Below are 24,303 nucleotides of genomic sequence, written 5' to 3'. Positions count from 1 at the left end.
AAAGATATCGTCTGTGCTGACGAACCGAGAACGACAGCCAAAGCAAAGGAGAATGAAACGATGACATTGCAACTTGGAGAAACCGCTCCCGATTTCACCGTCGCATCCACCGAGGGAAACATTCAGTTTCATGAGTGGCTGGGAGACGACTGGGCCGTGCTGTTTTCACACCCCGCCGACTACACCCCGTCTGTACCACAGAGCTCGGTGCCTTCGCGAAGCGTAAGGACGAGTTCGCCAGTCGCGGTGTGAAGCTGATCGGGGTATCTGTCGACCCGCTCGACTCTCATAACGACTGGGTGAAGGATATCGAGAAAACCCAGGGCACCGGGCTCAATTTTCCCCTGCTGGCAGACAAGGATCAGGTGGTTGCCGACCTGTACGGAATGATCCATCCAAAAGCCGACCCCAAGGTGACTGTTCGAACGGTATTTATTATCGATTCCGCGAAGAAAATCCGTCTGATGCTGACGTATCCCCCTAGTACCGGGCGCAATCTGGACGAGATCCTGCGCGTCATTGATTCGCTCCAGCTGACCGACAACCACAAAGTGGCCACGCCGGTGGACTGGAAGAATGGCGAGGATGTGATCATCGTTCCGTCGCTCTCCAACGAAGAGGCCAAAGAGCGTTTCCCTGACGGATGGGATGAGCAGACACCGTATCTGCGCGTTACCCGCCAACCTGGTCGGAAGTAACAGGGAGTTCGTCAGCCAGCCGGGCGGCTGGCTGACGAAGCGATACCTGAGAACCCCTCACCGATAGGTTCGGTCATCGCCGAACCCTTAACCGAACACGGCCCCGAAATGCTTACCCTGACAATCCCTGAAGTTGGTCTCTTCGCGTTGTTGATTGCACTTTGCCTGTCGCTGCTTCAGGCGACCGTGCCCTTGCTGGGAGCCGCCACCCGGCGCCCGTTGTGGATGGCATTTGCAGAGCCTATGGCATGGGGGCAATTTGTTTTTCTACTGATTTCTTATGCCAGCCTGACCGCCAGTTTTCTTCTGGATGATTTCAGCGTGGATTATGTGGCCCGTAATTCCAACTCGATGCTGCCCTGGTACTACAAGTTCACCGCCGTCTGGGGCTCTCATGAAGGCTCGGTGCTGTTATGGAGTCTGATTCTCAGTGGCTGGGGCTTTGCCGTCAGTCTGTTTTCCCGCCAGTTGCCACGGGATATCCCGAGACCCGCATCCTGCTGCGTGGTGATGCTCATTTCGCCAACGTGGAATTGATGCAACTGGCGCTCGACGATCCGTACACCGATTTTCTGTTCGGCCTGGCCGGCAACAGCCGTCTGAAAAAACTGGCCGAGCCACACCTGCAATCCACCCGGCGGCTGCACGATACCCGCTGCCATAACGCTCGCCTCGCGGAACAGGCCCCGCCGCAACGCTCGCGCACCTTCCACGAGATCGATTATCAGGCCCGTTCCTGGCCACAGGCGTTTCGCACTGTCCTGAAAGCCGAAACCATGGCCCTCGGCGATAACCCCCGCTTCGTCGTCACCTCCCTGGAAGAGTCAACCCCGGAAATACTGTACGCCGAGCTGTATTGCGCCCGGGGCCAGGACGAGAATTTCATCAAGATGATGAAAAACGACCTGGCCAGCGACCGCACCTCGGATTGCCGCTTTGCGGCCAACCACCTGCGCCTGTTTTTCTCCTGCGCCGCCTATGTACTGCATCACGCCTTGCGCGCCGAACTGTTGCAAGGCACCGAGTTGTCTCAGGCCCAGCCCTCGACGGTCATCATCAAGCTGTTCAAGCTGGCCGTACGGGTGGTGCAGTACAAAGACCGCATCAAGCTCCACCTGCCAGGTAGCTGCCCGGTCAAGGCCCTTCTGCACACAGTCACCGAACGGTTATATCGCCTGCCTCGGCCCAGGTTAAACACCGGCTGAGCCGCTGTCGGCGCTCACCTCCATCTCGGGCTCGGGAGGCCTTCCCTCGCCCGGACGCTGGAATTGATCAAATAATAAACACTTAAGGCCGGTGACTGGATGACATCAGAGCGACATTGGCGCGCATACTACACTAATAATTCTCATATCTGGGCGTAATGGGCTAACCGAGAAAATTTCGTGGCTGCTGCTTGGGGTGTTTATGAAATGTTCGGGTTAGATGCGTAACTAGACTCCTTGGTTCCTGGATGCCGCAGACGCTGTCAGCTCCAGTCGAGGATCACCCTGGGGTTTCGATCAGGTTTCTCCAGTCGTAAACAAAAGCGAACGTTCGAGTGAGGGATTTACGCCAGAGCCTCCAAGCAAATCACAGCCATTTCATCCAGTATGATTGGCGGAGCAAATTGCAGACGCTGAATGATTACGTGGCAGAGATGACCATGCTCGGCTAAGCTCCTGTTTTATCGATTTAAGTGCAGCGTTATTGATGTTTCAAAGTCAGTAATAGTGACACAGTCAAATTTCTGCAATGATAAAGCGCGCTGCCTAATTGCTGTTATGTTTCTCTCAGAGCAGGCTCAAGTCCAAGGTGATCAACAAAGGGGATGAAGTCGCGATCCAAAAACAGCAGGGGCAACTCTTTCTCTATACAGAATGTCGCGATGATCACGTCGGCAGTTTTTCTGATCGTGATGCCTTTTTTTCGTAGTGCCCGATAGTTGTCGGCGCACTTAATTGCCATTTCTTTGCCAAACATTTCATACTGATCCAGAGCGAGCAGGCTTTGCTTGGTTTGGCGATACTGTTTGTCGTTGCGGATGCCTTGGAGGATTTCCAAAAATATGAGGTCTCCAATAGCAACCGAACCTTGAACTATCGAGGCATCCAGCAGATCAGTTTGCGGGTTGTCGACCCCATTGAAATAGTCGATCCAGACGCTGGTGTCTACCAGGATCATCGGGCAGCTCGCATTTCGCCCAAATCGCCTTCCCACTTGATCTTGCCACGTAACTTTCGAATTTCCTGCTGCTTGCTAAGCTGGACTAGAAGTCTAAGGCCTTGCTCGACGGCCTCTTTTTTGGTTTCGTAACCGGAGGCTTTGAGGGCTTCGGCCATTAACTGGTCGTCAATGACTATGTTAGTTCTCATGATGCACCTATGTGTATGCTTTTCGACTTTTATACACAATCTAGCATCTCAAGGAGAACATAACAATCGGCTGCACAGCGACCGATTTTCCGCCGCCTCCGCGGCTACAAACCGGCGCGTGAGCCGGGCGTTGTAAAGGAAATACCCGTCCATGAGAGATAGAGTAAGACTTAATCCGGGTGAAGAACTGAAACTCGAGGGCAGCAGAACTAAAGGACCTTTGGGTGAAACAGAAATCGACACATACTCCGTCATCAACAAGGCAGGAGAAGTCGTAGGTTCAGTTGTGCACTCCGATCACACAGCCATCAAAGGCTTTAAAAGAACGCAAACACTTGTCCAGAAAGATGCTGAAGGCAGTGTTTTGGTAGATAAGCGATGGTGATCTCAAATTTCGACCAGGTTTGGGCGACATGACCAATGGATATTGAATCTCTGACGCGCCTAACCCACAATCATGTCCAGCGAAGTAAACAAACGCTCACTTTAATTGCGGTAGAGAGGTAGAACAGGTGACTGAGCTGGTTAGTTATGAATTGAAAGATGGTGTAGCAACGATTGCCATCAGCAATGGCAAGGCCAACGCCCTGAGCCAGGAAGTGTTCGAGGGGCTCAACGCGGCGCTGGATCGGGCGGAGCAGGACAAGGCGGTTGTGATTCTGACCGGCCAGCCAGGCGTGTTCTCTGCCGGGTACGACTTGAAAGAAATGCAGAAGGGGCCGAAAGAAGCAGCCGCGCTGGTAAAAACCGGCTCCAGCTTTACCCGGCGTCTGGCCGCATTCCCGTTGCCGATTATTGGTGCCTGTAGCGGCCATGCCATTGCCAAGGGCGCGTTCATTCTGCTGTCAGTGGATCACCGCATTGGTATTGAGGGGCCCTTCAAGCTTGGCTTGAACGAGGTGGCAATCGGCATGACCATGCACCACGCCGGGATTGAAATTGCCCGCCATCGACTGGCGCCCGCCCACTTTTACCGTTCGGTCGTGAACGCTGAGATCTACAGCCCGGAAGGGGCCGTGCAGGCGGGCTTCCTGGATGAGGTGGTTGCCCAGGACAAACTGGTTGAGCGGGCCACCGAGCTGGCGCAGCATTTCAAAACCCTGAACATGCGCGCCCATCGTGAAACCAAGCTGAAGGCCAAAGCGGACTATCTGGCGCTGCTGGATCGTTGCATCGAGCAGGATGCCGAGCACCTTGGCCTGAACGGCTAGTTCACGTTTTTGAACTGAACTGCGGTGCTTCGCGGAAACGGAACAGTTTTGCCAGGATCACGTCAGGGAAAGACTGGATCCGGGTGTTGTAGATCATGGCGCTCTCGGTGTAGCTGTTTCGCAAGAGCGAAAGGTAGTTTTCCGTCTCTGCCATGATCGACATGAACTTCTGAATGTCCTCATTGTTCTTCAGGTCCGGATATCCCTCGATCCGGGCCTGGAGGGTATTGGTTACGTTCTGTTCAAACTGGATAAGCTTGTCGGCCTGGCCCTTCGAACTCATCTCGACAGGGTCCGCACTGCGTAGCTGGGCAATGGCGGAGTCTGTCAACGTAGATGTCGCGTTTAAGTCATCAGCTCTTTAACAATTGGCCGCCTTTTCCGGGTTCAGAGTGACTGATTCCGGCAAGCTGAAGTTTCGGATATCACCAGACCAGCGACGCGGGTTCTCGGCTTTCGCCGCTTCGATAATCTGTTTTCGCTGGGCCAGGATCTGATCAGCTTCGCCCGTATGGCGTTGCTGAGGTGTTACGTAGTTCAAGGCGCTGTGTCGGTGCTCGGTGTTGTACCAGCGCACGAACGCCAGTACCCATTTGCGGGCCTCCTCGATCGTTCTGAAGCCGTTTACCGGGAACCCCGGGCGGAACTTCAGGGTTTTGAACAACGACTCCGAGTAGGCATTGTCGTTACTGACCCGGGGGCGACTGTTCGAGGGCGTAATACCCAGATCGTACAGTTTCTCCAAGAAGGTCGAGGCCTTCATGGGGCTGCCATTGTCGGAGTGCAGCACTAGAGGCTTGTCCTTCGTCGCCAGGTGTTCACGCCAGTAGGCCTTCTCGATGAACTCGCTGGCAAGCTCGCCGGTCTCACTGTGATAGACCTCGTGACCGACGATCTTGCGGCTGTATACGTCCAGCATCAGATACAGGTAGAACCAGGTGCCTTTTGCTGGCCCCGGCAGCCATGAGATATCCCACGACCACAGCTGGTTCGGTTCTGTGGCCTTGTGTGTAGTTGCCCTGCGCTTGCTCTGGGGCGCTTTTTGCCGACCTCTGGGGTGTACTTGATCCTTCTCCCGCAGAACCCGATAGAAGGTGGATTCCGAGGCCAGGTAGCGACCCTGATCCAGTTGATCCGCAACGATGAAGGCCGGCGGACAGCTTCGATATTCCTTCTGGTTGCACAGTGAGACCACGGCCTGACGCTCCGCCTCCGAGAGTTTATTGGTGGGTGCTGGTCTGGGCACCACCGGTCGTTGATCGGCGCTGACGGCCTTATCTGCCGTCCAGCGCTGATAAGTGCGTATACTCAGGTTCAGCAAGGCGCAGGCCTTGACCAGCCGGGCTCCGTTACCCTGAGCCTCTTGGATCAGGGTAACCGCCTGCTGGCGATCCGGGAGGCTGGTCATTCGTCCTCGTCTTTGGGGCCCCAGATCGCCTCGGCTTTTTTTGACAGCGTCAGCAGTGCAGCCGTTTCTGCCAGAGCTTTTTCCTTGCGTCGCAACTCGGCTTCGAGTTTTTTGACTCGTTTTTTCTCAGCCCTGGCCGCTTGCCGATTCTGCTTGGCCTGTTCATCCGACAGGGCATTGGCTCCCATGCAGGCGGCTTTCCAGGTTTCGATTTGTTCCGGGTAAAGGCCGTTCCTACGGCAATATTCACTAACTTCCGCCTCCGTCATCGGGGCGGTTTCCAGAACAATGCGGAACTTCTCTTCGCTACTCCACTTGTCTGGATGAGCTGAATTCGATGGCAAAACGGCACCTCGTCCTCTGGCGGCTTTACGCCAATTGTACAAGGTTGCGGTACTGATGCCTTCCTGGCTGGCCAACTCGGCAACAGTCAGACTGTGAGGTGGGGCCATCTTCTGGAGAATGGCTTCTTTACGTTCCGGTGAATAATGGGGCATGGTTGTCCTCTGAAATATTCAGGCGACAACTACGCTGACACATAGGGATGGCTTTCAGCAGCTGTTTTTCGTGGGCCAGAGACGCCTTTACGATTTTCTCCAGGTTGGGCCACAGCTCATGGCGTTGCTGGAGAATGGTGTCGATATTGGCCGATGCCCGCAAAGCCCCTTGCCCCCGATCCAGGCCGGCAAAACCCAGGCAGTAGACGTTCACGAAGGTTTCGAGAAAGCGGACGGTGTAACGCCTGTCGCCCCGGCGCTCCGAATGGTACTGCGGGTATTCGATCTTCGTGAACGTAATAAAGCCAGCCAACTGTCGTTGATAAGAATATGCATGAATCGCACAAATGAGCTAAAACCTTGCTTTTTAGCCTGTAAATAAAACTGCGTAACTAACATAATTTAAACTATTGAGAAGATAGCTGTAATTTACTGGCGCTTACAATTCTGTAAAGGTATCAGCTTTTTATATATTTACCAAAATAACTCTGTTAAGAGCTATATAGAAACAATAAAAATTCTATCCTCCTATCATAGCTAAATGCTTTGTAATGCCAGTCACTCTTTCGTGTAAAAAGTGATTTGCTTCTTTATCAGACATACTAAATTTAATCGCTTGGCAAGTTCCATCCACGTCATTAGCTTTTAAATGTGGTCTTATGTCTAGGCCTTGCTCTGAAAATAGACATAAATGCAATTTGCCTTTCGCAGAAACTCTTAGTCGATTACAGCTTTTACAGAAATCTTTACTATAAGGCATGATTAGTCCAATTTTACCTTTAATTTCTGGATGATAAAACTCTTGTGCAGGCCCTGCATACTTTACCCCTACAATAGGGTGCCAACCTTGAGCTATTATTTCCTTCTTAATCAATTCACCAGAAACGTGGTTAGCATCAAAAAAGTCTTTATTATCACCTGTCTCCATTAGTTCAATAAACCGAACTGTAATATCTTTGTCTCTTAACCATTCGATATAATTTTCAAGTTGATGAGAATTATATTTTTTTAGCAAAACAGCATTAACTTTGATTTCCTTAATACCGTATTTCTTAGCAAGAGATAGGCCTTCTAATATTTGATCATGTTTTTGATGACCTGTGATGCTTTTAAACATGCGAGCGTCAAGAGTCGGAGTCTGTCAACGTAGATGTCGCGTTTAAGTCATCAGCTCTTTAACAATTGGCCGCCTTTTCCGGGTTCAGAGTGACTGATTCCGGCAAGCTGAAGTTTCGGATATCACCAGACCAGCGACGCGGGTTCTCGGCTTTCGCCGCTTCGATAATCTGTTTTCGCTGGGCCAGGATCTGATCAGCTTCGCCCGTATGGCGTTGCTGAGGTGTTACGTAGTTCAAGGCGCTGTGTCGGTGCTCGGTGTTGTACCAGCGCACGAACGCCAGTACCCATTTGCGGGCCTCCTCGATCGTTCTGAAGCCGTTTACCGGGAACCCCGGGCGGAACTTCAGGGTTTTGAACAACGACTCCGAGTAGGCATTGTCGTTACTGACCCGGGGGCGACTGTTCGAGGGCGTAATACCCAGATCGTACAGTTTCTCCAAGAAGGTCGAGGCCTTCATGGGGCTGCCATTGTCGGAGTGCAGCACTAGAGGCTTGTCCTTCGTCGCCAGGTGTTCACGCCAGTAGGCCTTCTCGATGAACTCGCTGGCAAGCTCGCCGGTCTCACTGTGATAGACCTCGTGACCGACGATCTTGCGGCTGTATACGTCCAGCATCAGATACAGGTAGAACCAGGTGCCTTTTGCTGGCCCCGGCAGCCATGAGATATCCCACGACCACAGCTGGTTCGGTTCTGTGGCCTTGTGTGTAGTTGCCCTGCGCTTGCTCTGGGGCGCTTTTTGCCGACCTCTGGGGTGTACTTGATCCTTCTCCCGCAGAACCCGATAGAAGGTGGATTCCGAGGCCAGGTAGCGACCCTGATCCAGTTGATCCGCAACGATGAAGGCCGGCGGACAGCTTCGATATTCCTTCTGGTTGCACAGTGAGACCACGGCCTGACGCTCCGCCTCCGAGAGTTTATTGGTGGGTGCTGGTCTGGGCACCACCGGTCGTTGATCGGCGCTGACGGCCTTATCTGCCGTCCAGCGCTGATAAGTGCGTATACTCAGGTTCAGCAAGGCGCAGGCCTTGACCAGCCGGGCTCCGTTACCCTGAGCCTCTTGGATCAGGGTAACCGCCTGCTGGCGATCCGGGAGGCTGGTCATTCGTCCTCGTCTTTGGGGCCCCAGATCGCCTCGGCTTTTTTTGACAGCGTCAGCAGTGCAGCCGTTTCTGCCAGAGCTTTTTCCTTGCGTCGCAACTCGGCTTCGAGTTTTTTGACTCGTTTTTTCTCAGCCCTGGCCGCTTGCCGATTCTGCTTGGCCTGTTCATCCGACAGGGCATTGGCTCCCATGCAGGCGGCTTTCCAGGTTTCGATTTGTTCCGGGTAAAGGCCGTTCCTACGGCAATATTCACTAACTTCCGCCTCCGTCATCGGGGCGGTTTCCAGAACAATGCGGAACTTCTCTTCGCTACTCCACTTGTCTGGATGAGCTGAATTCGATGGCAAAACGGCACCTCGTCCTCTGGCGGCTTTACGCCAATTGTACAAGGTTGCGGTACTGATGCCTTCCTGGCTGGCCAACTCGGCAACAGTCAGACTGTGAGGTGGGGCCATCTTCTGGAGAATGGCTTCTTTACGTTCCGGTGAATAATGGGGCATGGTTGTCCTCTGAAATATTCAGGCGACAACTACGCTGACACATAGGGGAGTGTCCATACTCACATTAATAGCATCTAACCCCGCAATTGCCCATGACTCTGCATTTCTAGATAAATTAAAACCGTTGGTAGTCAGTGCAACTTTCTCTATTCCGTCGATTTGCTTACAGGTTCGTATAATATCCACGAGATCCTTTCGTAATCCAGGCTCCCCTCCCGTAATGCGTACTTTTTTAACACCTAAACGAGCGAAAGAAGTAACAAGCGTTTTTATCTCATCAATTGATAGAAATTCACGTTCACCATTACAATCCATACCATCAGGAAGGCAATAATTGCAGCGGAAATTACAACTATCCGTAATAGATAGGCGAAGATATTCAAACTTTCGTCCAAAATTATCTTCTAATATAGGTATATTTTGAATATCAATCTTATCTTGGTATTGAATTACATTTTTATTTTTTATTGGGATTAGGGTAGCCGAAGTAACGGCTGTGAGATTGTTCATAAAACACCTTTCCAAGTGTGGGAAGTAATCAGGTTTCTCTTGAACCCCTGATAATCACTTTGATGAGATTACGGCATAGAGACCTTAGCCAACAAAATATATAACTGGCGTTAGGTCACTAAGCTCGGAGTTTATCTTTCAAATAAACAAGCTGATTAGAACTTGTTTATTTCTTTTATTTTTGATTCTTGGGTTCTTTTCCGTTTATTTTTCCACCTTCATCTGTATCCCACGCAAGATAAGATTTCTTCCTATAAGGCATTTCAGCCTTTAATAACTTTTCTGCGTCCAGGTTTACATCTTTCTCAATAACGCCGTTGAGATTCAAAATATAGGCAGTCAATGCGTACACTTCATCACTTGTTAAAGTTTTAGGGGCTTGGTGTGGCATGGCTCTTCGTATGTAATCAAAAATACTGGTTTGATACGGCCATGCACCAACAGTTAAGGCTAACAGTGGATGTGGATTATATTCTTGGTAGCCTAGTTTCCCTGCTAAGCGAGGTGCAACTCCTTTTTCCCCGGAAGGGCCGTGACACATAAGGCACTTTGTTTGATAGATTTTCTCCCCTTGAAGTGCTGTTCCACTCCCTTTAGGAAGATTTTTACCATCTGGGTAAACAGTAATTGACCATTTATCAATTTCTGATTGGCTCAACTCAACACCACTAGTAGTATTGATGTTATCTTCTGCAAATGATTGCGCTGAAATAGCAAAAACAAAAACAGCTGACGCGATTGCTTTTTTTAAGTTAAACATAATAATTACTCACCTTGCCATCATTAGAAACTAACCATGAATTAATAGAATTGTTATGCCCAAGTGAATATCGTGCGTATCGTGAAATCCAATCTTCACGGGTAGGCTGAGTATTACCAAACTCATCTATTGCGCGACTAACGATAACGGCCTTTTGTCCATTCCAATTCCACGGAATCGTAAATCTGGTCATTGCCTTACTCATAATAGGGCCTTCCAAATTTGCTGTAGCCCATGTTTTACCGCCGTCAGCAGACACTTCAACCGCTTTGATTTTTCCACGACCAGACCATGCAAAACCAGAAATTTCATAAAAGCCATCCTTAGGTAATTGTTGTTTCCCTGATGGTTTTGTTATGACGGATTTGACTTCCATATTAAAGCTGTACTGTTTTATTCGTCCATCGGCTCTAAAATCAGCGTATTGGGATTGCTCATCTTTACTTTGTGAAGGTACATCTGATATTTCCATTCTATGCAGCCATTTAACATTCATATTCCCTTCATATCCAGGTACAAATAGTCTCATTGGATAGCCTTGATCCGGCCGTATGCGTTCACCATTTTGGTACAAGGCGATTATGGCATCGTCATACAATTTTTCTAAAGGTACATTACGGACATGGTTACCTGCATCAGCACCTTCACACATAGCCCATTTTCCATTAGGTTTAATACCAGCTTCATCTAATAGATATTTCAATGGGACACCTGTCCAAAGCGATCCTGAAATTTGTCCATGGATTTGACCTGCTGTCATATCCATAGGAGAGTTAGCAATAATGTTGGGACCAGAATTACCCGCACATTCAAGAAAATGAATTCGGCTAACCATGGGGTAATTAAGAAGAGATTCTACTGACCATTTTAGTGGTTTGTTCACTAACCCATGTATCATAAATTGGTGGCCACTTGGCTCAATGTCTGGAATTCCACTATGATGTACTACAAAGTGAAGACCAGCAGGAGTTATAACCCCATTCAATTGGTCTATTGGTGTGAAAGCAGCAGTAATGATTGCTGAGCTATAAACGTGCTCCGGTAGTCGAACTACATGCGATTCGTATTGGGAGGGTTTTCCATACAATTTACTCGGTATACCAGGAGTTTTCATGTGCTTCGGATGTGAATCAAAAACATCAGCACTTGCCATACCACTCATTGATGAAGCAGCAGCAACTGAAAGCAAGGAAGCACCACTTGCTAGAAACCTTCGGCGATCCAATAAACCACCTTTGGCTACTTCGATTTGATTTTTTAAAGGATCTTTCTTTATATTACTCATTTTATTACTCCTATGATTTAGTTATTTTGCAACCAACTTCTTCTCCACTAATTCAGTTAAAGTTCAGCTCTCCCTCCATCAACTACAATTTCAGCTCCCAACATATAACTTGAAGCATCACTTGCTAAAAAAGCCACAGCACCTGCAATGTCCTCAGGCTCCCCCATATAACCTATTGGAGTTTGTTTACCTATTCGTTCCGCATAAGTAGAAAAGTGTTCTTCAGATTCATTAGGTGAGCGGTGTAAAGCTGTTTTTATCGTGCCGGGGCTTATGCAATTGACTCTGATGCCCTGATCTAGGAGTTCTGCTGACATAGTTCTTGCAAAAGACCTTACGGCAGCCTTTGAAGCAGAAAGAACTGACTTTCCGGGCGTTCCGATCTGATTCAACCAAGATGTATTCAAGATGACGGAGCTGCCTTTAGGCATCAGAGGTAGTATGTTTTGGACGGAAAAAAATGTGCCCTTTACATTCACATCCATTAGCTTGTCAAAACCATCTTCATTAACAGTTGCGAGTGGCGTTCCGTATGCCACCCCTGCATTTGCAAAAAATATATCTAGTTTTCCAAACTTATCTTCTACCTCGCCCCGCATATGTTTTAAATCATCTAAGTTGCTTATATCTGCGCATATGCCAATTGTGTCACCACCAATTTCTTTTTTGGCAAGGTCTAGCTTTTCTCGATTAGTACCAGTAATGGCCACTCTTGCTCCGTTTTCAGAGAGCAATTTAGCCGTCGCTAATCCTATTCCGCTTGAACCACCAGTGATAAGTGCCGTTTTTCCTTTTAACATATCAAACTCTTTTCTGTTATGTTTTATACAAAAAGCGAGCTAGGAGTCTGCGCGGCAGAAGCTACATTCTGGCACAATAGATCAAAATTCTTCAGCAACAGGATGACTGATGGGAACCACTTTCCGCCCGTATTCGCCTGGCCAGGAACTGCTTCTTCCCCCGAGCCTGAACGAGTGGCTGCCTGAGGGGCATCTGGCCTATTTTGTCAGTGATGTCGTCGAGGAGCTGGATTTAAGCGCGTTTTATGCCCGCTACGAAGGCAACGGCCGACGCAACTCGCCCTTCGATCCACGAATGATGCTGAAGGTTCTGATCTACGCCTACGCCACCGGCGTTTTCTCTTCACGCAAGATCGCCCGGAAGCTGGAAGAAGACGTGGCCTTCCGGGTTCTGGCGGCAGGCAACTTCCCCAGGCATCGCACGATCTGTGATTTCCGCAAACACCATTTGGTTGCCTTCAAGGCCGTGTTTATTCAGGTGGTCCGGATTGCCCGGGAAGCGGAGCTGATCACGCTGGGAACACTGGCGATTGATGGCACCAAGGTTCGGGCTAATGCCAGCAAGCACAAGGCCATGAGCTATGGCCGCATGGGCGAGGAAGACGATCGTTTATCGAAAGAGATCGATGCACTTTGTCGTCAGGCGCGTCAGACAGACCAGTCGGAAGACCGACAGTTCGGCCCGGATAACCGGGGTGATGAACTGCCTGAAGAGCTTCAGTACCGGCAGGCGCGGCTGGACAAGATTCGTGCCGCCAAAGAGAAATTGGAAGCAGACCAGAAAGAGCGGGACAAGGCCCGGGGTCGGTCCCCGGACGATGATCGGCGCTCACCTCGCGGGGGCCCGAACTTCAAGCGGGATTATGGGGTTCCGGATGACAAGGATCAGAGCAATTTTACCGATCCGCAAAGCCGGATTATGAAAACGGCGGACGGGTTCCAGCAATGCTACAACGGCCAGTTGGCCGTGGATGGTGAATTCCAGCTGATTGTCGCCAACCACCTGGGCAATAATCCCAGTGACAATGGCTGTCTGATACCACTGCTGGATCAGGCAAAAGACACTCTGGAAACCTATCCGGATCAGTGTCTGGCTGACGCGGGTTACCGTAAAGAAGAAGATCTACAGACCCTGGAAGACAAAAGCATCGACGGCTATGTCTCGCTGCGCCGGGAGGGCAAGAAGAGTTCAGAGATAGACGCGAGCCGTTATCCGGCCAGCGCCCGGATGGCCGGGAAGCTGGCCACGGCAACCGGGCGATCGGTTTACGCTCAGCGCAAGCATCTGGTTGAGGCGGTCAACGGCTGGATCAAGCATGTTCTGGGCTTCCGACAGTTCAGTCTGCGGGGCCTTCACGCCGTGCAGGGTGAATGGGATCTGGTCTGTCTGTCGCTTAATCTCAGGCGGATGAGTTCACTGATGAGGCTGAAATAGAGGGTCCGAGGGATCCTTGGGCGTACTGAGTGATCGGACTACGATAACGCATTCGCTGATAACCGTCTTGACTGACTGAATAGAGAGAATCGAGACTCTATTCGGCTGGATATTGTGGATACGTTCTCGGGCCGAACTGTGATTCGACGCGGCGGGGTCACTTGCTCAAAATACTTCTGCCGCGCAGACCCCTAGAATGTGGTTTATAGATCGCTTACGTACTGCGGGTATTCGATCTTCGCACCGTCTGGCTGGACGAGAACCTTTCCCTCGCTGTCCTCCAGCCAGAAAGGCGCTAGTTCTTCCCGATGCTCAATAACCCGCCATTTTTCGTTTTTTCCGGAACCCCGCTTTTCTTCAACCTTGTAGTCGAAGGCCACGCATTTCTCGTTTTTTAGTGGATCCCTGAGCGGGGGATGGTCTTCATCGACATCCACAATTGCCTTGAGCTCCGAGACGCCAAAACTGAGTCCCCGGGTGCTGCTGGTAGGTACCGCTTCGATCAGGCGCTTGAACTTGACGGTCCGGATCGACAACCACAAGAGCAACAGGGCAGCAATAATGCTGGCTGCGGCGAGTCGGCGGCTGGTCCAGGCGTGCTGGTATCGGCCCTCATACAAATCGGCGATGGCAGACCATTCCTGACGGAGCTTGTTGATGCCAAGCACCGAGAGCGTACCGGACACCGCAATGGCCATTACCAGAACATAGACCCAGAACCGGTGAACTTTGATCAACGGAAGGGACAGCGCGATACCCAGAGCCAGAAAGCCAGTTGCGATGGAAATGCGGATGGCTGCCTCGAAGAACCGGTCGCCACTGTCCACGGTCAGCGTGTTCCGGGAAACCATGGCCGGAAGGCTGAAGTCTTCGAGGCCATAAAAGGTAACTGCCCCGATTTCGCTGCTGTACTGGCCGATTACCCGCGCCGTGTGTCCGGGAATGAGCGCCCACTCCGAGTAGATTCTGCGGCCGGACTGATTGCGATAGGTTCGCTCCAGATTCCATTCGACCTCTTCCAGATCGCTGCCCGGAGCTACAATGACTGAGCCGGTCTGGTCCCTGAGCTGGAAGTCGCCGCCGCGGGCGCCGGAATCCAGGGTGCGGATACGCAGATCACCGTCGGAGTCGCGATATTCCTCCTCGAGTTTGTAGCGATAGTAGACCGCCTCGGTGTTGGAATAGGGCGTTTCGAGAGTTCCCAACTGATCCGTGACCTTGCCTGCGATCACATAGGGGCCTGTGGTCAAAGCGCCGACGGGCATTTCTGGTAGGCGTTCCAGTTGCCGTGCTTCGGTGAGCTGGCTGAGCCCGGTCGTCATCGCATAGTAGCTGCCTGCCAGGCAGGCGACTGCGATAATGGCGGTGATAATCCGGCCGGGAATACTGGCGATATTGAAGCGCCCCATGGCGGGAGAGTCCTTGGTCTGCTGGCTTTCAGGGGCAAGAGTATAAAGTATCGGGCTTTGTCATTCCCCCGGCCTCACCCGAATTGGGATGGAACGCAAGTTGGCAATGATGGGTGGTTCCTATAACGTTAAAGGCTTTCCTTTCAGAATTCAGGAGCGCGTTGTGTCCCAGTCCGAGCAGTTTGCCAGCGACAACTACAGCGGTGTGTGCCCGCAGGCCTGGAAAGCCATGGAAGCGGCTAACCGGATGGATGAACCAGCCTACGGCGAGGACAGCTGGACGCAAAAGGCAGCGGATGGTCTGAGGACTTTGTTCGATACCGACTGTGACGTTTACTTCGTGTTCAATGGCACTGCCGCCAATTCTCTGGCCCTGGCCTCGATCGGTCAGTCGTTTCACAGCGTGATCTGCCACGAGCTGGCCCATATTGAAACCGATGAATGCGGCGGCCCGGAGTACGCCTCCAACGGTGCCAAGCTGCTTCTGGGGCAGGGTGCAAACGGCAAGCTGACACCGGAGAGCATCGAGCACCTGGTGACCAAGCGGACCGATATTCACTACCCCAAGCCCAAGGCGCTCAGCCTGACCCAGGCCACAGAGGTCGGGACGGTCTATACACCCGAGGAGCTCAGGGTTATTCGGGCGGTCGCCGATCACCATAAGCTCAATATCCATATGGATGGCGCCCGCTTCGCCAATGCGGTGGCTGCGCTGGATGTACATCCGTCGGAAATTACCTGGAAAGCCGGTGTCGATGTTCTTTGTTTTTCCGGCACCAAGAACGGCCTGGCGCTTGGTGAGGCGGTGGTGTTCTTCAACCGGTCTCTGGCGGAGGATTTCGAGTGGCGCTGTAAGCAGGCGGGCCAGCTGGCCTCCAAGATGCGTTATATCTCGGCACCCTGGTGCGGGCTTCTCGAAGGCGATGTGTGGTTGGAGAATGCCCGCCATGCCAATGCCTGTGCCCAGCGTCTTGCCGAGGGGCTGGAAGGTCTTCCAGGTATCCAGCTACGCTACCCGAGACAGGTGAACGGTGTTTTCGTGGAGATGCCGGAGCCTTTGCAGGCGGCACTGCGGGCCAAAGGCTGGCGATTTTACAACTTTATCGGTGGCAGTGCCCGCTTGATGTGCTCCTGGGCAACGACCAATGAGCAGGTAGACCGCTTCCTGTCGGATGTTCGTGCCCTGGTTAGTTAAGATCTATCGATTCCGGGGCGAAGTCGTGGTATATCAGCAGCCCCAAAACCCCAAATTTTACGGAAACAGAAGACATGCCCAGAGCCAGTGAAATCAAAAAGAATTCCGCCGTTGAATATGATGGTCGGGTGTATTTTGTAAAGGACATCGAGCGTTCCGTGCCCCAGGGCCGGGCTGGCGGCAGTCTTTACCGCATGCGCATGTACGATGTGGTGACTAACCAGAAGCTGGACGAAACCTTCAAGGATTCGGACATGCTCAACCTGGCCGACCTTACCCGCCGGGAAGCCACCTTTTCCTACGCCGATGGCGATGAGTACGTGTTCATGGATACCGAGGACTTTACCCAGTACAGCCTGAACCGCGAGGCCATTGCCGAAGAGCTGCTGTTCATTTCCGAAGATACTCAGGGTGTCATGGTGATCCTGTTGAAGGATTCGCCGGTTTCGCTGGCTCTTCCGCCTACGGTGGAGCTGGTAATTGAGGAGACGGACCCGTCTGTAAAGGGTGGCTCTGCGACGGCTAGAACCAAGCCCGCCCGGTTTGCCACTGGCCTGGTTGTTCAGGTTCCCGAGCACATCTCCACCGGCGACCGCATTCGCATTAACGTGGAGGAGCGCAAGTTCCTGGGCCGCGCCTGAGTTAACGTCGTTCCGAAGTAAGGACACCCTGTGAAGCCGATAGAAACGATAAAAGTGCTGGTCGCCAGCGTGATTGCTGTTGTGGTCATGGTGGGTATTGCCCGGTTTTCCTACACGCCGATGATCCCGGAAATGGTCGCGGCACTGGGGCTGAGCAAATCCGTTGTCGGCATGCTGGCAACCGTGAACTACGCAGGCTACCTGACCGGCGCAGTGCTGATTACCCGGATCAGCGATCTTGGTCTCAAGGTAAGGCTCTACCAGCTTGGCCTGGTGGTTGCCGTGGTTTCAACGGTTCTCATGGGGTACACCACCAATGTGTGGGTGTGGTCCATTCTGCGTTTTATCTCAGGTCTGAGCACCTCAGCGGGTATGTTGCTGGGTGCCGGTCTTTTGATGAGCTGGTTGATCAAGAACAACCAGAAGTCCGAGCTCGGCGTGTTCTTTTCCGGTATCGGGCTCGGGATTGTACTCACCGCTGTGGTGGCGGAGCTGATCAAGGATCCGTTCACCTGGGATCAGCAATGGGTGATTTACGGGCTGGTGGCCCTTGGGCTTCTGTTGCCCGCCTGGCGTTGGATGCCGGACTACCGGGCCTGTGCCTTGCCGAAAACAGGTGCGGCCAAGGCAGGTGACGAGCGAAGCCGGTTCATACGGATCCTCCAGCTGGCGTATTTCTGCGCCGGTGTGGGCTATGTGGTGACAGCCACCTTCCTCGTAGCAATTGCGGAATCCATGCCCGAGCTTCAGGGGCAGGGCTGGCTGGTCTGGCTGATTGCAGGTCTTGCTGCAACGCCGGCCTGCTGGCTGTGGGATGTGTTTTCCCGGCGTTGGGGCCAGTGGCTGGCGCTTTATCTGGCCTACACCCTGAACTCCGTGAGCATCCTGATGCTGATCGTGAACACCAGCTTCGCCAGCGTGATGCTCAGCTCCGTGATTTATGGCGCCAGCTTTATCGGTATCGTCAGCATGATGCTGGCAATGGTAGGGCGGGTTTTCCCCGAGAACCCTTCCCGGCCCATGAGCCGGTTGACCTTCAGCTACGGTATCGCCCAGATGATCGCACCCGCGGTGGTTGGCTATCTCGCGGATGTGGAAGGTAATTACACCAACGGCCTCTGGCTGACCCTGGTGGTGATGGCGTTAGGCGTTTTGATGCTTCACCTGGCAAGGCGGGCGCAGCAGCGTCAGGGCGAAGCCGCGACAGCGGGTTGAATTGATTCCGCAATCGAATGTCACTCGAAGAGGAAAGCAGATCATGCCAGGAAAGCCTTCAAAACCCGTATCAGCATCTGCGATTGAGAAGCACGTCTACAAGGTGTTTCCAAACGACATGAATTCCCACAATACCGTGTTCGGCGGCATGATCATGGCAAAATGCGACCGGCTGGCGCTGGTCGTGGCAGAGCGGCATTCCGCCCATGTTTGTGTGACGGCTGCCGTGGATTCAATCCATTTCAGGGCACCGGCGAAGGGTAACGATACGCTGCTGTTCAGCCTGTCGCTGAACCGGAGCTGGGGCTCGTCCATGGAAATCGGTGCCAGGGTAGAGGCCGAAAACAGTTACACCGGCGATACGCGGCACATTCTCTCGGCCTTTTTCACCTTTGTTGCTCTGGACGAGAATGACCGGCCGGTGGATGTCCCGGAAGTGATACCGGAAACGGACGAGCAACAGCGCCGGTACGACAATGCCGAGATTCGCCGGGAAGGGCGCCTGAAAACCCGGGAACAACTGGCATCCTCGTCCCGCTCGGCAACTGACTGAGCGGGTGCCTAGAGAACCTCTGGTTCTGTTGTCGGATCTGTCTGGATGGCAGTATCCCGCAATCCACCGAACCGCTTGTAAAACTTCTCACCCGGACCTGGAAGGGGGCCGGAGGCGTTTTCGAGGTTCTCGTCCAGCCACTGCTCGGCCCGCACATAGATTTGACGATACAGGTTCCGACACAGCTGTTTGGCGCTGCGGCCTTCCCAGTCACCGGGTAGCAGTTCATCGGGCAGCAGCGGGTCCCTCAGAAGAATTTTGCGGTACTCGTGGATCAGCAGGATCCGGAGTATCAGGCACTCCGCGGGGCTGAGAGTGTCCTCAGACTGGAGTTCACGCCACAGGGGCCGGAACTGGGTCAGGAAGCGTCGGTAGCGGCCGCCCAGTTCCTCAAGGTTCCAGCTTTCGCGAACCTGCAGTCTCAGGGCTCTTGGGCTCTTCTGCTCCATGGGCATGGTCTGCATCACGATGGTGTCTTCGAGAGCACCCCATTCCTGAAGCATTGGAATCAGTTCGCTGCGAGTGAAGCGTGGGTGTTCCATCAGCCCGGGTGCCATGCTGCCAAAACTGAGCCACTTGAGTTCCTCCCGGACTTTTTGCCTGAGTTCCGGGGAAAGCTGGTTCAGGTAGACCAGGCACCAGCTTCCACTCCATTCTTCGGCGCCCAGGTTATAGACGTGCTGAAAAGCCTGCTCGAACCGCCGCAGGCCCGGGCCGGTGAGGCTGTAATAACTGCAACGGCCCACCTTTTCGGTCTGCAGCCAGGATTCCTGAACCAGACGATACACCGAGGTGCGAACCAGTCGCTGGCTGATGCCCATGGGCTCTACCAGTTTCATCAGGCTTCCCAGCCAGACATTGCCGCCGCGGGGAACGATGGCATCGCCATAGATGGTGATGATGAGTGAGCCGGCCCGAAGGGGTCGCTTTTTCTGGAAGTTCTTGACGAGCAGTTCTAGCTGGCTTTTTGCAGTCATGGCCTGAGTTCGCAAATAAGAATCAATGAAACACGTTGTACGTATTATGCGGTTCTTACGTGTCAGGTAAAGGTTTGTCTTTCGATCAGCGGTGCTGGCGTGTTCTGCCAGTGTCGGCTTTACTGACAGAGCCGCGTTGGCACTCCCGGAAATCAGTTGACACGAGCGTTATGATACAATAACTTCATTTGATATTCGTCAATGGTATCGAATCATACCGGGAGCGAAGAAACAAAAACTCAAGCCCCTGCAAAAAACGGGAGAACAAAAACAATGTTTAAAACAGTGATTCGTCGCGCAGGCAAATGCGCAGCCGTTGCAGCCGCCGGTCTCATGATGATGAGCGCTCAGGCAGCTGAACCCATCAAGATCGGTTCGTTCCTGTCAGTGACAGGCCCGGCATCGTTCCTTGGTGATCCCGAGCTGAAAACGCTCGAGATGTACGTTGAAAAAATTAATGAAGAAGGTGGTGTCCTTGGTCGTCAACTGGAGCTGATCCACTATGACGACGTTGGCAACGCTTCCTCTGCCCGTAACTTTGCCAGTCGCCTGATCCGCTCGGACCAGGTTGATATCATCGTTGGCGGCAGTACTACCGGCGCTACCATGGCGGCGGTACCGCTGATTGAGCAGGCAGAAGTGCCGTTCATCTCCCTGGCCGGTGCTGTGGTTATCACCAACCCGGTCAAAAAGTGGGTATTCAAGACTCCTCAAACCGACCGCATGGCGGCAGAGCGTATTCTGACCGACATGAAGGATCGCGGCATTACCAAGTTTGGTCTGATTTCCGGCACCGGTGGTTTCGGAAGCTCCGGTCGCACCCAGACTCTGGAAGTGGCCGAGCAGATGGGCATGGAAGTTGTGGCCGATGTTACTTACAGCGGATCTGATACAGACATGACCGCCCAGCTGACCAATATCCGTAACACAAGTGGTGTGGAAGCGGTTCTGAACTTCGGTTTCGGCCAGGGTCCGGCCATCGTGACTCGCAACTATGCCCAGTTGGGTATGGAGCTTCCGTTCTACCAGTCCCACGGTGTCGCATCCGACAGCTTCCTCGAGCTGGCTGGCTCTTCAGCCGATGGTCTGCGCCTGCCTGCCTCTCCGCTGCTAGTGCCGGATTCCCTGCCGGACGACGATCCCCAGAAGGAAGTGGTTCAGAACTACAAGGCTGAATACGAAGCCCGCTGGGATTCCAAGGTGTCCACTTTCGGTGCCTACGCTTACGACGGCCTGATGCTGGCGGTCCGCGCTATGGAAGAAGCCGGCTCGACCGATCCGGAAGCCGTTCGTAACGCACTGGAGAATATCCAGGGCTATGTCGGCGTAACCGGTGTATTCAACATGTCACCGGAAGACCACAACGGCCTTGATCCGGAATCCTTCCGCATTCTGGAAGTCCAGAATGGCGAATGGAAACTGATCGACTGATACCCCTTTAACCTGTCTCGCGGCTGGCGACGACCCCTATTCAGGGTAAGTCGCCAGCCGATGTTCGACCGGAACCACCGCTATGCTCGCAGAATTCTTACAGTACCTGTTCACCGGGATTACTATCGGTGCGACTTACGCCCTGATAGCCCTCGGCTTTACCCTCATCTACAACGCCAGTCACGTCATCAACTTCGCCCAGGGCGAGTTTCTGATGATTGGAGGCATGGCTACGGTTTCGCTTACGGCCATGGGCGTGCCCATGATCCTGGCAGTCGTGTTGGCGGTCATTCTGGCCGGTATTCTTGGCGTCGCCCTGCAGCGGTTCGCGATTGCACCTGCCAAGCAGGCCGATGTTGTTACCCTGATCATTATCACCATCGGTGCGTCGATCTTTATCCGTGGTATTGCCCAGGTTGTCTGGGGCAAGGAATACCACGTGATGCAGAATTTCAGCACAGACCAGCCTATTGAAGTTTTCGGAGCGGTATTGAATAGCCAGAGCCTCTGGGTTCTCGGTATTGGCGCGATCCTGGTGGTCGGCCTGGTGCTGTTCTTTACCAAGACACTGATTGGCAAGGCTATCCTGGCGACATCCATGAACAAGGAGGCTGCGCGCCTTGTCGGTATCCGGACTCAGATGGTTCTGATGCTGGCATTCATGGTTTCGGCATTACTGGGCTCTGTGGCCGGTATTGTTGTTGCCCCGATCACGTTCACGTCCTACGACATCGGTATCATTCTCGGACTGAAAGGCTTTGTGGCGGCTGCCATTGGCGGCCTGGGTAGCGGCGTTGGCGCGGTGGTTGGTGGTCTCTCGCTGGGCATCGTTGAGGCCATGGCGGCCGGCTACATTTCATCGGACTACAAGGATGCCGTGGCATTCTCCATGATCCTGCTGGTGCTGTTCTTCATGCCCCGCGGATTGTTCGGTGCCAAGGTAGTGGAGCGCGTCTGATGTTGAACACGTTTATGCAGTCGCGTCTCCGGGGGCTGATTGTTCTCGCCCTGATTCTCATCATTCTTCCCGCTTTTCTCGGCAACCCGTTCCATTATGAGCTGGTTACCCAGATGGCGATCATTGCTGCCACGGTGGTTGGCCTTAATCTCCTGGTGGGTTTTGCTGGCCAGATCAGTCTTGGCCACGCTGGCTTCTTCGGTCTTGGCGCCTACTTTACCGGCATCGCGACCGGCACCTACGGCTGGCCTTCAGTGCCCGCGTTGGTGGTCGGAGCAATTGTTGTGGGCTTTATTGCCTGGATTGTCGGGCGACCGATTCTGCGCCTGAAGGGCCACTATCTGTCCATGGCGACCCTCGCCGTTGGTTTTATTATTGCCATCATCCTGAACAACGAGCGTGCACTGACCGGCGGGCCAGACGGTATGCCGGTGCCGGCCTTCGAAATATTTGGCTGGGAGCTGAGCGCGTTTGGTCGCTATTCGCTGTTCGGTATCACGATCGAAGGCTTCCAGGCCTGGTATATCTTCGCCAGCGTGGTGCTTCTGGTAGCGGTGTGGTTTGCCCTGAACCTGATTGAATCGCCGATTGGCCGGGCGCTGCGTTCGGTTCACGGCTCGGAAGTGGCTGCCAGCGTTGTCGGTGTGAACACCGCGAAATACAAAAGCCTGGTGTTCGTGATCTCGGCGATCTACGCCAGCCTGATGGGCAGTCTTTATGCCCACTTCCAGGGCTTCATTACGCCTGCGGTAGCAAGCTTCGAATTCTCCATCCTGTTCATCACCATGGTTGTTCTGGGTGGTATGGGCTCGACCTTCGGTGTCATTCTTGGCGCCGTGGTGCTGAAGCTTTTGCCCCAGGTTCTGGCAGATTTCCAGGAGCTGGAACATGTCATGTTCGGCCTGATCCTGATGCTCACCATGATTTTTATGCCAAAAGGGCTGTTGCCCACACTGACCGCGTTTGTTTCCAAGAAAATGCGCAAGAAAGCGGGAGGTGAGGCATGACAGCACTGGTCGAAGTAAAGGGGCTGGATAAAGCCTTTGGTGGTGTCCATGCGGTGGAAGGCGTCAGCTTTTCGGTTGAAGCCGGACAGGTCTATTCTGTTATCGGCCCCAATGGTGCCGGCAAGACAACGCTGTTTAACCTGATCACAGGGCTCTATACGCCGACCAAAGGCGAGATCCTGCTGAACGGTGAGAGCACCGCCAAGCTGGAGCCCAATGAGCTGGCAGAGCGGGGCATGTGCCGCACGTTCCAGCAGATGCAGATCTGCATGAACATGACCGCCATCGAAAACGTGATGCTGGGTCGGCATCTGCAGCTCAAAAGCAGCCTGTTTACGACCCTGTTCCGTTTGCCTTCTTTGCGCCGCAACGAGGCCGCGGCCCGTAAGCGCGCCGCCGAGCTGATGGAGTATGTGGGATGCGGTGACTACCTGGATGCCGAAGCATCGGCGATGTCCTATGGTGCGCTGAAGCGCCTGGAGATTGCCCGGGCATTGGCCGCTGAACCAAAGGTAATCCTCCTGGACGAGCCCGCCGCCGGTTTGAACGCGGTTGAAACCGCTGCCCTGGAGGATCTGATCCGGAAAATTGCGGATCAGGGCACCACCGTTATGCTGGTTGAGCACGACATGAAGCTGGTTATGGGTATATCCGACCGGTTGCTGGTGCTTAACTACGGCCGTGTTCTGGCAGAGGGAACCCCTGAGGAAATCCGCCAGAACCCGGATGTTATCGCCGCCTATCTGGGTGGCTGAGCAAGGAGACATTTCACATGAGCGAGCAAAACACTGAAATGGCGCCTGCCCAGTCACGCAGTGAGCAGGCCGTACGGATTATTGTTCATGAACACCAGGCACTGTGGCGGATTCTGGATCTGCTGGACCAGTTGCTGAGTGATATGAACCTCAACGATCAGCGCCCGGATGAGCGGCTGCTGAAGACCATTTTTGATTACATTCAGCACTTCTCCCAGCGGGTGCATAGCACCCCCACGGACATTGAGCTGTACAAACGGCTCAGCGAGAAGTCCCCTGAGACGGCGCCTCTTCTTGAGAAGCTGGCGAAGGGCTATGTCATCGGTCATGAAAAGCTGGTGGAGTTGCGCCGGCTCCTGGCCGAGTGCGAGGAAGGCTGGCCGGAAGGTCGCGAGGAATTCAGTCATGCCCTGGCGCGTTTCACGGAGGCCCTGCGCAAGCACATCCGCAAGGAAGAGGGCGTGGTTATTCCTCGGGCCCGGAAA

The 24,303-nt window shown here is 53.3% G+C and carries 24 protein-coding genes, 4 pseudogenes and 1 riboswitch; of the genes and pseudogenes, 15 read left to right on the top strand and 13 right to left on the bottom strand.

From position 1 onward, the window contains the following. Positions 1 to 60 precede the first annotated feature (60 nt). From ACGK9W_RS11395 to ACGK9W_RS11385, 3 pseudogenes are all read left to right on the top strand, one after another. Positions 61 to 698, top strand: a pseudogene (locus ACGK9W_RS11395) (peroxiredoxin). 108 nt (positions 699 to 806) lie between these two features. After that, positions 807 to 1,175, top strand: a pseudogene (locus ACGK9W_RS11390) (heme lyase NrfEFG subunit NrfE); the annotation flags it as partial. Positions 1,176 to 1,180: 5 nt separating this feature from the next. Further along, positions 1,181 to 1,903: pseudogene (locus tag ACGK9W_RS11385) on the top strand (IS1380 family transposase); the annotation flags it as partial. Between the two features lie 556 nt (positions 1,904 to 2,459). Here the strand turns inward: ACGK9W_RS11385 and ACGK9W_RS11380 are convergent. Both ACGK9W_RS11380 and ACGK9W_RS11375 read right to left on the bottom strand, forming a co-directional pair. Next, the gene (locus ACGK9W_RS11380; protein WP_008173765.1) at positions 2,460 to 2,861 is read right to left on the bottom strand and encodes a PIN domain nuclease; all 402 of its coding nucleotides are present in this window, start codon (positions 2,859 to 2,861) and stop codon (positions 2,460 to 2,462) included. Then, entirely contained in the window at positions 2,858 to 3,052 is a 195-nt protein-coding gene (locus tag ACGK9W_RS11375; RefSeq protein WP_008173767.1) for a type II toxin-antitoxin system VapB family antitoxin, read from the bottom strand. The genes ACGK9W_RS11380 and ACGK9W_RS11375 overlap by 4 nt, the downstream gene beginning before the upstream one ends. A gap of 151 nt (positions 3,053 to 3,203) precedes the next feature. Here ACGK9W_RS11375 and ACGK9W_RS11370 point away from each other — a divergent pair, with 151 nt between their 5' ends. After that, positions 3,204 to 3,437, top strand: a complete 234-nt coding sequence (locus ACGK9W_RS11370; RefSeq protein WP_008173769.1) for a hypothetical protein — start codon at positions 3,204 to 3,206, stop codon at positions 3,435 to 3,437. Positions 3,438 to 3,564: 127 nt separating this feature from the next. Next, positions 3,565 to 4,263 carry a crotonase/enoyl-CoA hydratase family protein gene (locus ACGK9W_RS11365; protein WP_092033822.1) on the top strand — a complete coding sequence of 233 codons (699 nt, stop codon included), beginning with the start codon at positions 3,565 to 3,567 and terminating at the stop codon, positions 4,261 to 4,263. 1 nt (position 4,264) lies between these two features. On the opposite strand, the gene ACGK9W_RS11360 is transcribed toward ACGK9W_RS11365, so the two are convergent. From ACGK9W_RS11360 to ACGK9W_RS11320, 9 genes are all read right to left on the bottom strand, one after another. Then, positions 4,265 to 4,594, bottom strand: a complete 330-nt coding sequence (locus ACGK9W_RS11360) for a LemA family protein (protein ID WP_405416861.1) — start codon at positions 4,592 to 4,594, stop codon at positions 4,265 to 4,267. A gap of 30 nt (positions 4,595 to 4,624) precedes the next feature. Next, a protein-coding gene (locus ACGK9W_RS11355; RefSeq protein ID WP_085986444.1) for an IS3 family transposase occupies positions 4,625 to 6,168 on the bottom strand; the annotation gives its coding sequence in 2 pieces (ribosomal slippage) (positions 4,625 to 5,697 and positions 5,697 to 6,168; 1,545 coding nt in all). Continuing rightward, positions 6,143 to 6,481, bottom strand: coding sequence for a LemA family protein (locus ACGK9W_RS11350; protein ID WP_405416859.1), 339 nt, complete (start codon positions 6,479 to 6,481; stop codon positions 6,143 to 6,145). The genes ACGK9W_RS11355 and ACGK9W_RS11350 overlap by 26 nt, the downstream gene beginning before the upstream one ends. A gap of 207 nt (positions 6,482 to 6,688) precedes the next feature. Then, a complete protein-coding gene (locus tag ACGK9W_RS11345) occupies positions 6,689 to 7,285 on the bottom strand; it encodes a hypothetical protein (protein WP_405416858.1) in 597 nt (198 codons plus the stop codon). A gap of 58 nt (positions 7,286 to 7,343) precedes the next feature. Next, positions 7,344 to 8,887, bottom strand: a protein-coding gene (locus tag ACGK9W_RS11340) for an IS3 family transposase (protein ID WP_085986444.1) whose coding sequence is annotated in 2 segments (ribosomal slippage) — positions 7,344 to 8,416 and positions 8,416 to 8,887 — 1,545 coding nt in all. Because the reading frame shifts where the segments join, the coding sequence is not laid out codon by codon here. 18 nt (positions 8,888 to 8,905) lie between these two features. Further along, positions 8,906 to 9,397 (bottom strand): radical SAM protein, encoded by a 492-nt coding sequence (locus ACGK9W_RS11335; RefSeq protein ID WP_405416856.1) that lies wholly within the window; start codon positions 9,395 to 9,397, stop codon positions 8,906 to 8,908. Next, a riboswitch (molybdenum cofactor riboswitch) is annotated at positions 9,386 to 9,539 on the bottom strand. (Overlaps the previous gene by 12 nt.) A gap of 33 nt (positions 9,540 to 9,572) precedes the next feature. After that, complete coding sequence (locus ACGK9W_RS11330; protein ID WP_405416854.1) at positions 9,573 to 10,157, bottom strand: c-type cytochrome; 585 nt, start codon at positions 10,155 to 10,157, stop codon at positions 9,573 to 9,575. Beyond that, positions 10,150 to 11,442 (bottom strand): sulfite dehydrogenase, encoded by a 1,293-nt coding sequence (gene soxC / locus ACGK9W_RS11325; RefSeq protein WP_405416852.1) that lies wholly within the window; start codon positions 11,440 to 11,442, stop codon positions 10,150 to 10,152. Before soxC ends, ACGK9W_RS11330 begins: the two co-directional genes overlap by 8 nt. Before the next feature lie 56 nt (positions 11,443 to 11,498). Then, complete coding sequence (locus ACGK9W_RS11320; protein ID WP_405416850.1) at positions 11,499 to 12,242, bottom strand: SDR family oxidoreductase; 744 nt, start codon at positions 12,240 to 12,242, stop codon at positions 11,499 to 11,501. 109 nt (positions 12,243 to 12,351) lie between these two features. Here ACGK9W_RS11320 and ACGK9W_RS11315 point away from each other — a divergent pair, with 109 nt between their 5' ends. Beyond that, positions 12,352 to 13,677 (top strand): IS1182 family transposase, encoded by a 1,326-nt coding sequence (locus ACGK9W_RS11315; protein ID WP_053112091.1) that lies wholly within the window; start codon positions 12,352 to 12,354, stop codon positions 13,675 to 13,677. A 203-nt stretch (positions 13,678 to 13,880) separates the two neighbouring features. On the opposite strand, the gene ACGK9W_RS11310 is transcribed toward ACGK9W_RS11315, so the two are convergent. Then, positions 13,881 to 15,086 (bottom strand): hypothetical protein, encoded by a 1,206-nt coding sequence (locus ACGK9W_RS11310; RefSeq protein WP_405416848.1) that lies wholly within the window; start codon positions 15,084 to 15,086, stop codon positions 13,881 to 13,883. A 109-nt stretch (positions 15,087 to 15,195) separates the two neighbouring features. Between ACGK9W_RS11310 and ACGK9W_RS11305 the strand changes: the two genes are divergently transcribed. The 4 genes from ACGK9W_RS11305 to ACGK9W_RS11290 all read left to right on the top strand — a co-directional run bounded on the left by ACGK9W_RS11305 (position 15,196) and on the right by ACGK9W_RS11290 (position 18,690). Continuing rightward, complete coding sequence (locus ACGK9W_RS11305) at positions 15,196 to 16,281, top strand: threonine aldolase family protein (RefSeq protein ID WP_405421053.1); 1,086 nt, start codon at positions 15,196 to 15,198, stop codon at positions 16,279 to 16,281. A 74-nt stretch (positions 16,282 to 16,355) separates the two neighbouring features. Next, on the top strand, positions 16,356 to 16,922 hold the full coding sequence (yeiP, locus tag ACGK9W_RS11300) for an elongation factor P-like protein YeiP (RefSeq protein WP_008173777.1): 567 nt from the start codon (positions 16,356 to 16,358) through the stop codon (positions 16,920 to 16,922). A gap of 30 nt (positions 16,923 to 16,952) precedes the next feature. Then, positions 16,953 to 18,137, top strand: coding sequence for a YbfB/YjiJ family MFS transporter (locus ACGK9W_RS11295; protein WP_053112795.1), 1,185 nt, complete (start codon positions 16,953 to 16,955; stop codon positions 18,135 to 18,137). Between the two features lie 43 nt (positions 18,138 to 18,180). Further along, positions 18,181 to 18,690 carry an acyl-CoA thioesterase gene (locus ACGK9W_RS11290; RefSeq protein ID WP_008173781.1) on the top strand — a complete coding sequence of 170 codons (510 nt, stop codon included), beginning with the start codon at positions 18,181 to 18,183 and terminating at the stop codon, positions 18,688 to 18,690. Between the two features lie 8 nt (positions 18,691 to 18,698). On the opposite strand, the gene paaX is transcribed toward ACGK9W_RS11290, so the two are convergent. Then, a complete protein-coding gene (paaX, locus tag ACGK9W_RS11285) occupies positions 18,699 to 19,667 on the bottom strand; it encodes a phenylacetic acid degradation operon negative regulatory protein PaaX (protein WP_008173782.1) in 969 nt (322 codons plus the stop codon). 273 nt (positions 19,668 to 19,940) lie between these two features. Between paaX and ACGK9W_RS11280 the strand changes: the two genes are divergently transcribed. The 5 genes and pseudogenes from ACGK9W_RS11280 to ACGK9W_RS11260 form a co-directional block, all read left to right on the top strand. Next, positions 19,941 to 21,098: an ABC transporter substrate-binding protein gene (locus ACGK9W_RS11280; RefSeq protein ID WP_405416846.1), complete on the top strand. Its 1,158-nt coding sequence runs from the start codon at positions 19,941 to 19,943 to the stop codon at positions 21,096 to 21,098. Between the two features lie 82 nt (positions 21,099 to 21,180). After that, positions 21,181 to 22,056, top strand: a complete 876-nt coding sequence (locus tag ACGK9W_RS11275; RefSeq protein WP_014577972.1) for a branched-chain amino acid ABC transporter permease — start codon at positions 21,181 to 21,183, stop codon at positions 22,054 to 22,056. Then, positions 22,056 to 23,063 carry a branched-chain amino acid ABC transporter permease gene (locus ACGK9W_RS11270; RefSeq protein WP_008173786.1) on the top strand — a complete coding sequence of 336 codons (1,008 nt, stop codon included), beginning with the start codon at positions 22,056 to 22,058 and terminating at the stop codon, positions 23,061 to 23,063. Before ACGK9W_RS11275 ends, ACGK9W_RS11270 begins: the two co-directional genes overlap by 1 nt. Beyond that, positions 23,060 to 23,818, top strand: a complete 759-nt coding sequence (locus tag ACGK9W_RS11265) for an ABC transporter ATP-binding protein (RefSeq protein ID WP_008173788.1) — start codon at positions 23,060 to 23,062, stop codon at positions 23,816 to 23,818. Before ACGK9W_RS11270 ends, ACGK9W_RS11265 begins: the two co-directional genes overlap by 4 nt. A 17-nt stretch (positions 23,819 to 23,835) precedes the next feature. Then, positions 23,836 to 24,237: pseudogene (locus tag ACGK9W_RS11260) on the top strand (ABC transporter); the annotation flags it as partial. Positions 24,238 to 24,303 lie beyond the last annotated feature (66 nt).

It is taken from the genome of Marinobacter flavimaris (assembly GCF_045057155.1).
In the GTDB taxonomy this organism is placed as follows: Bacteria; Pseudomonadota; Gammaproteobacteria; order Pseudomonadales; family Oleiphilaceae; genus Marinobacter; species Marinobacter manganoxydans.
The sequence above is the reverse complement of the archived record's forward strand: the minus strand, read 5'-3'. Positions and strand labels throughout refer to the sequence as shown.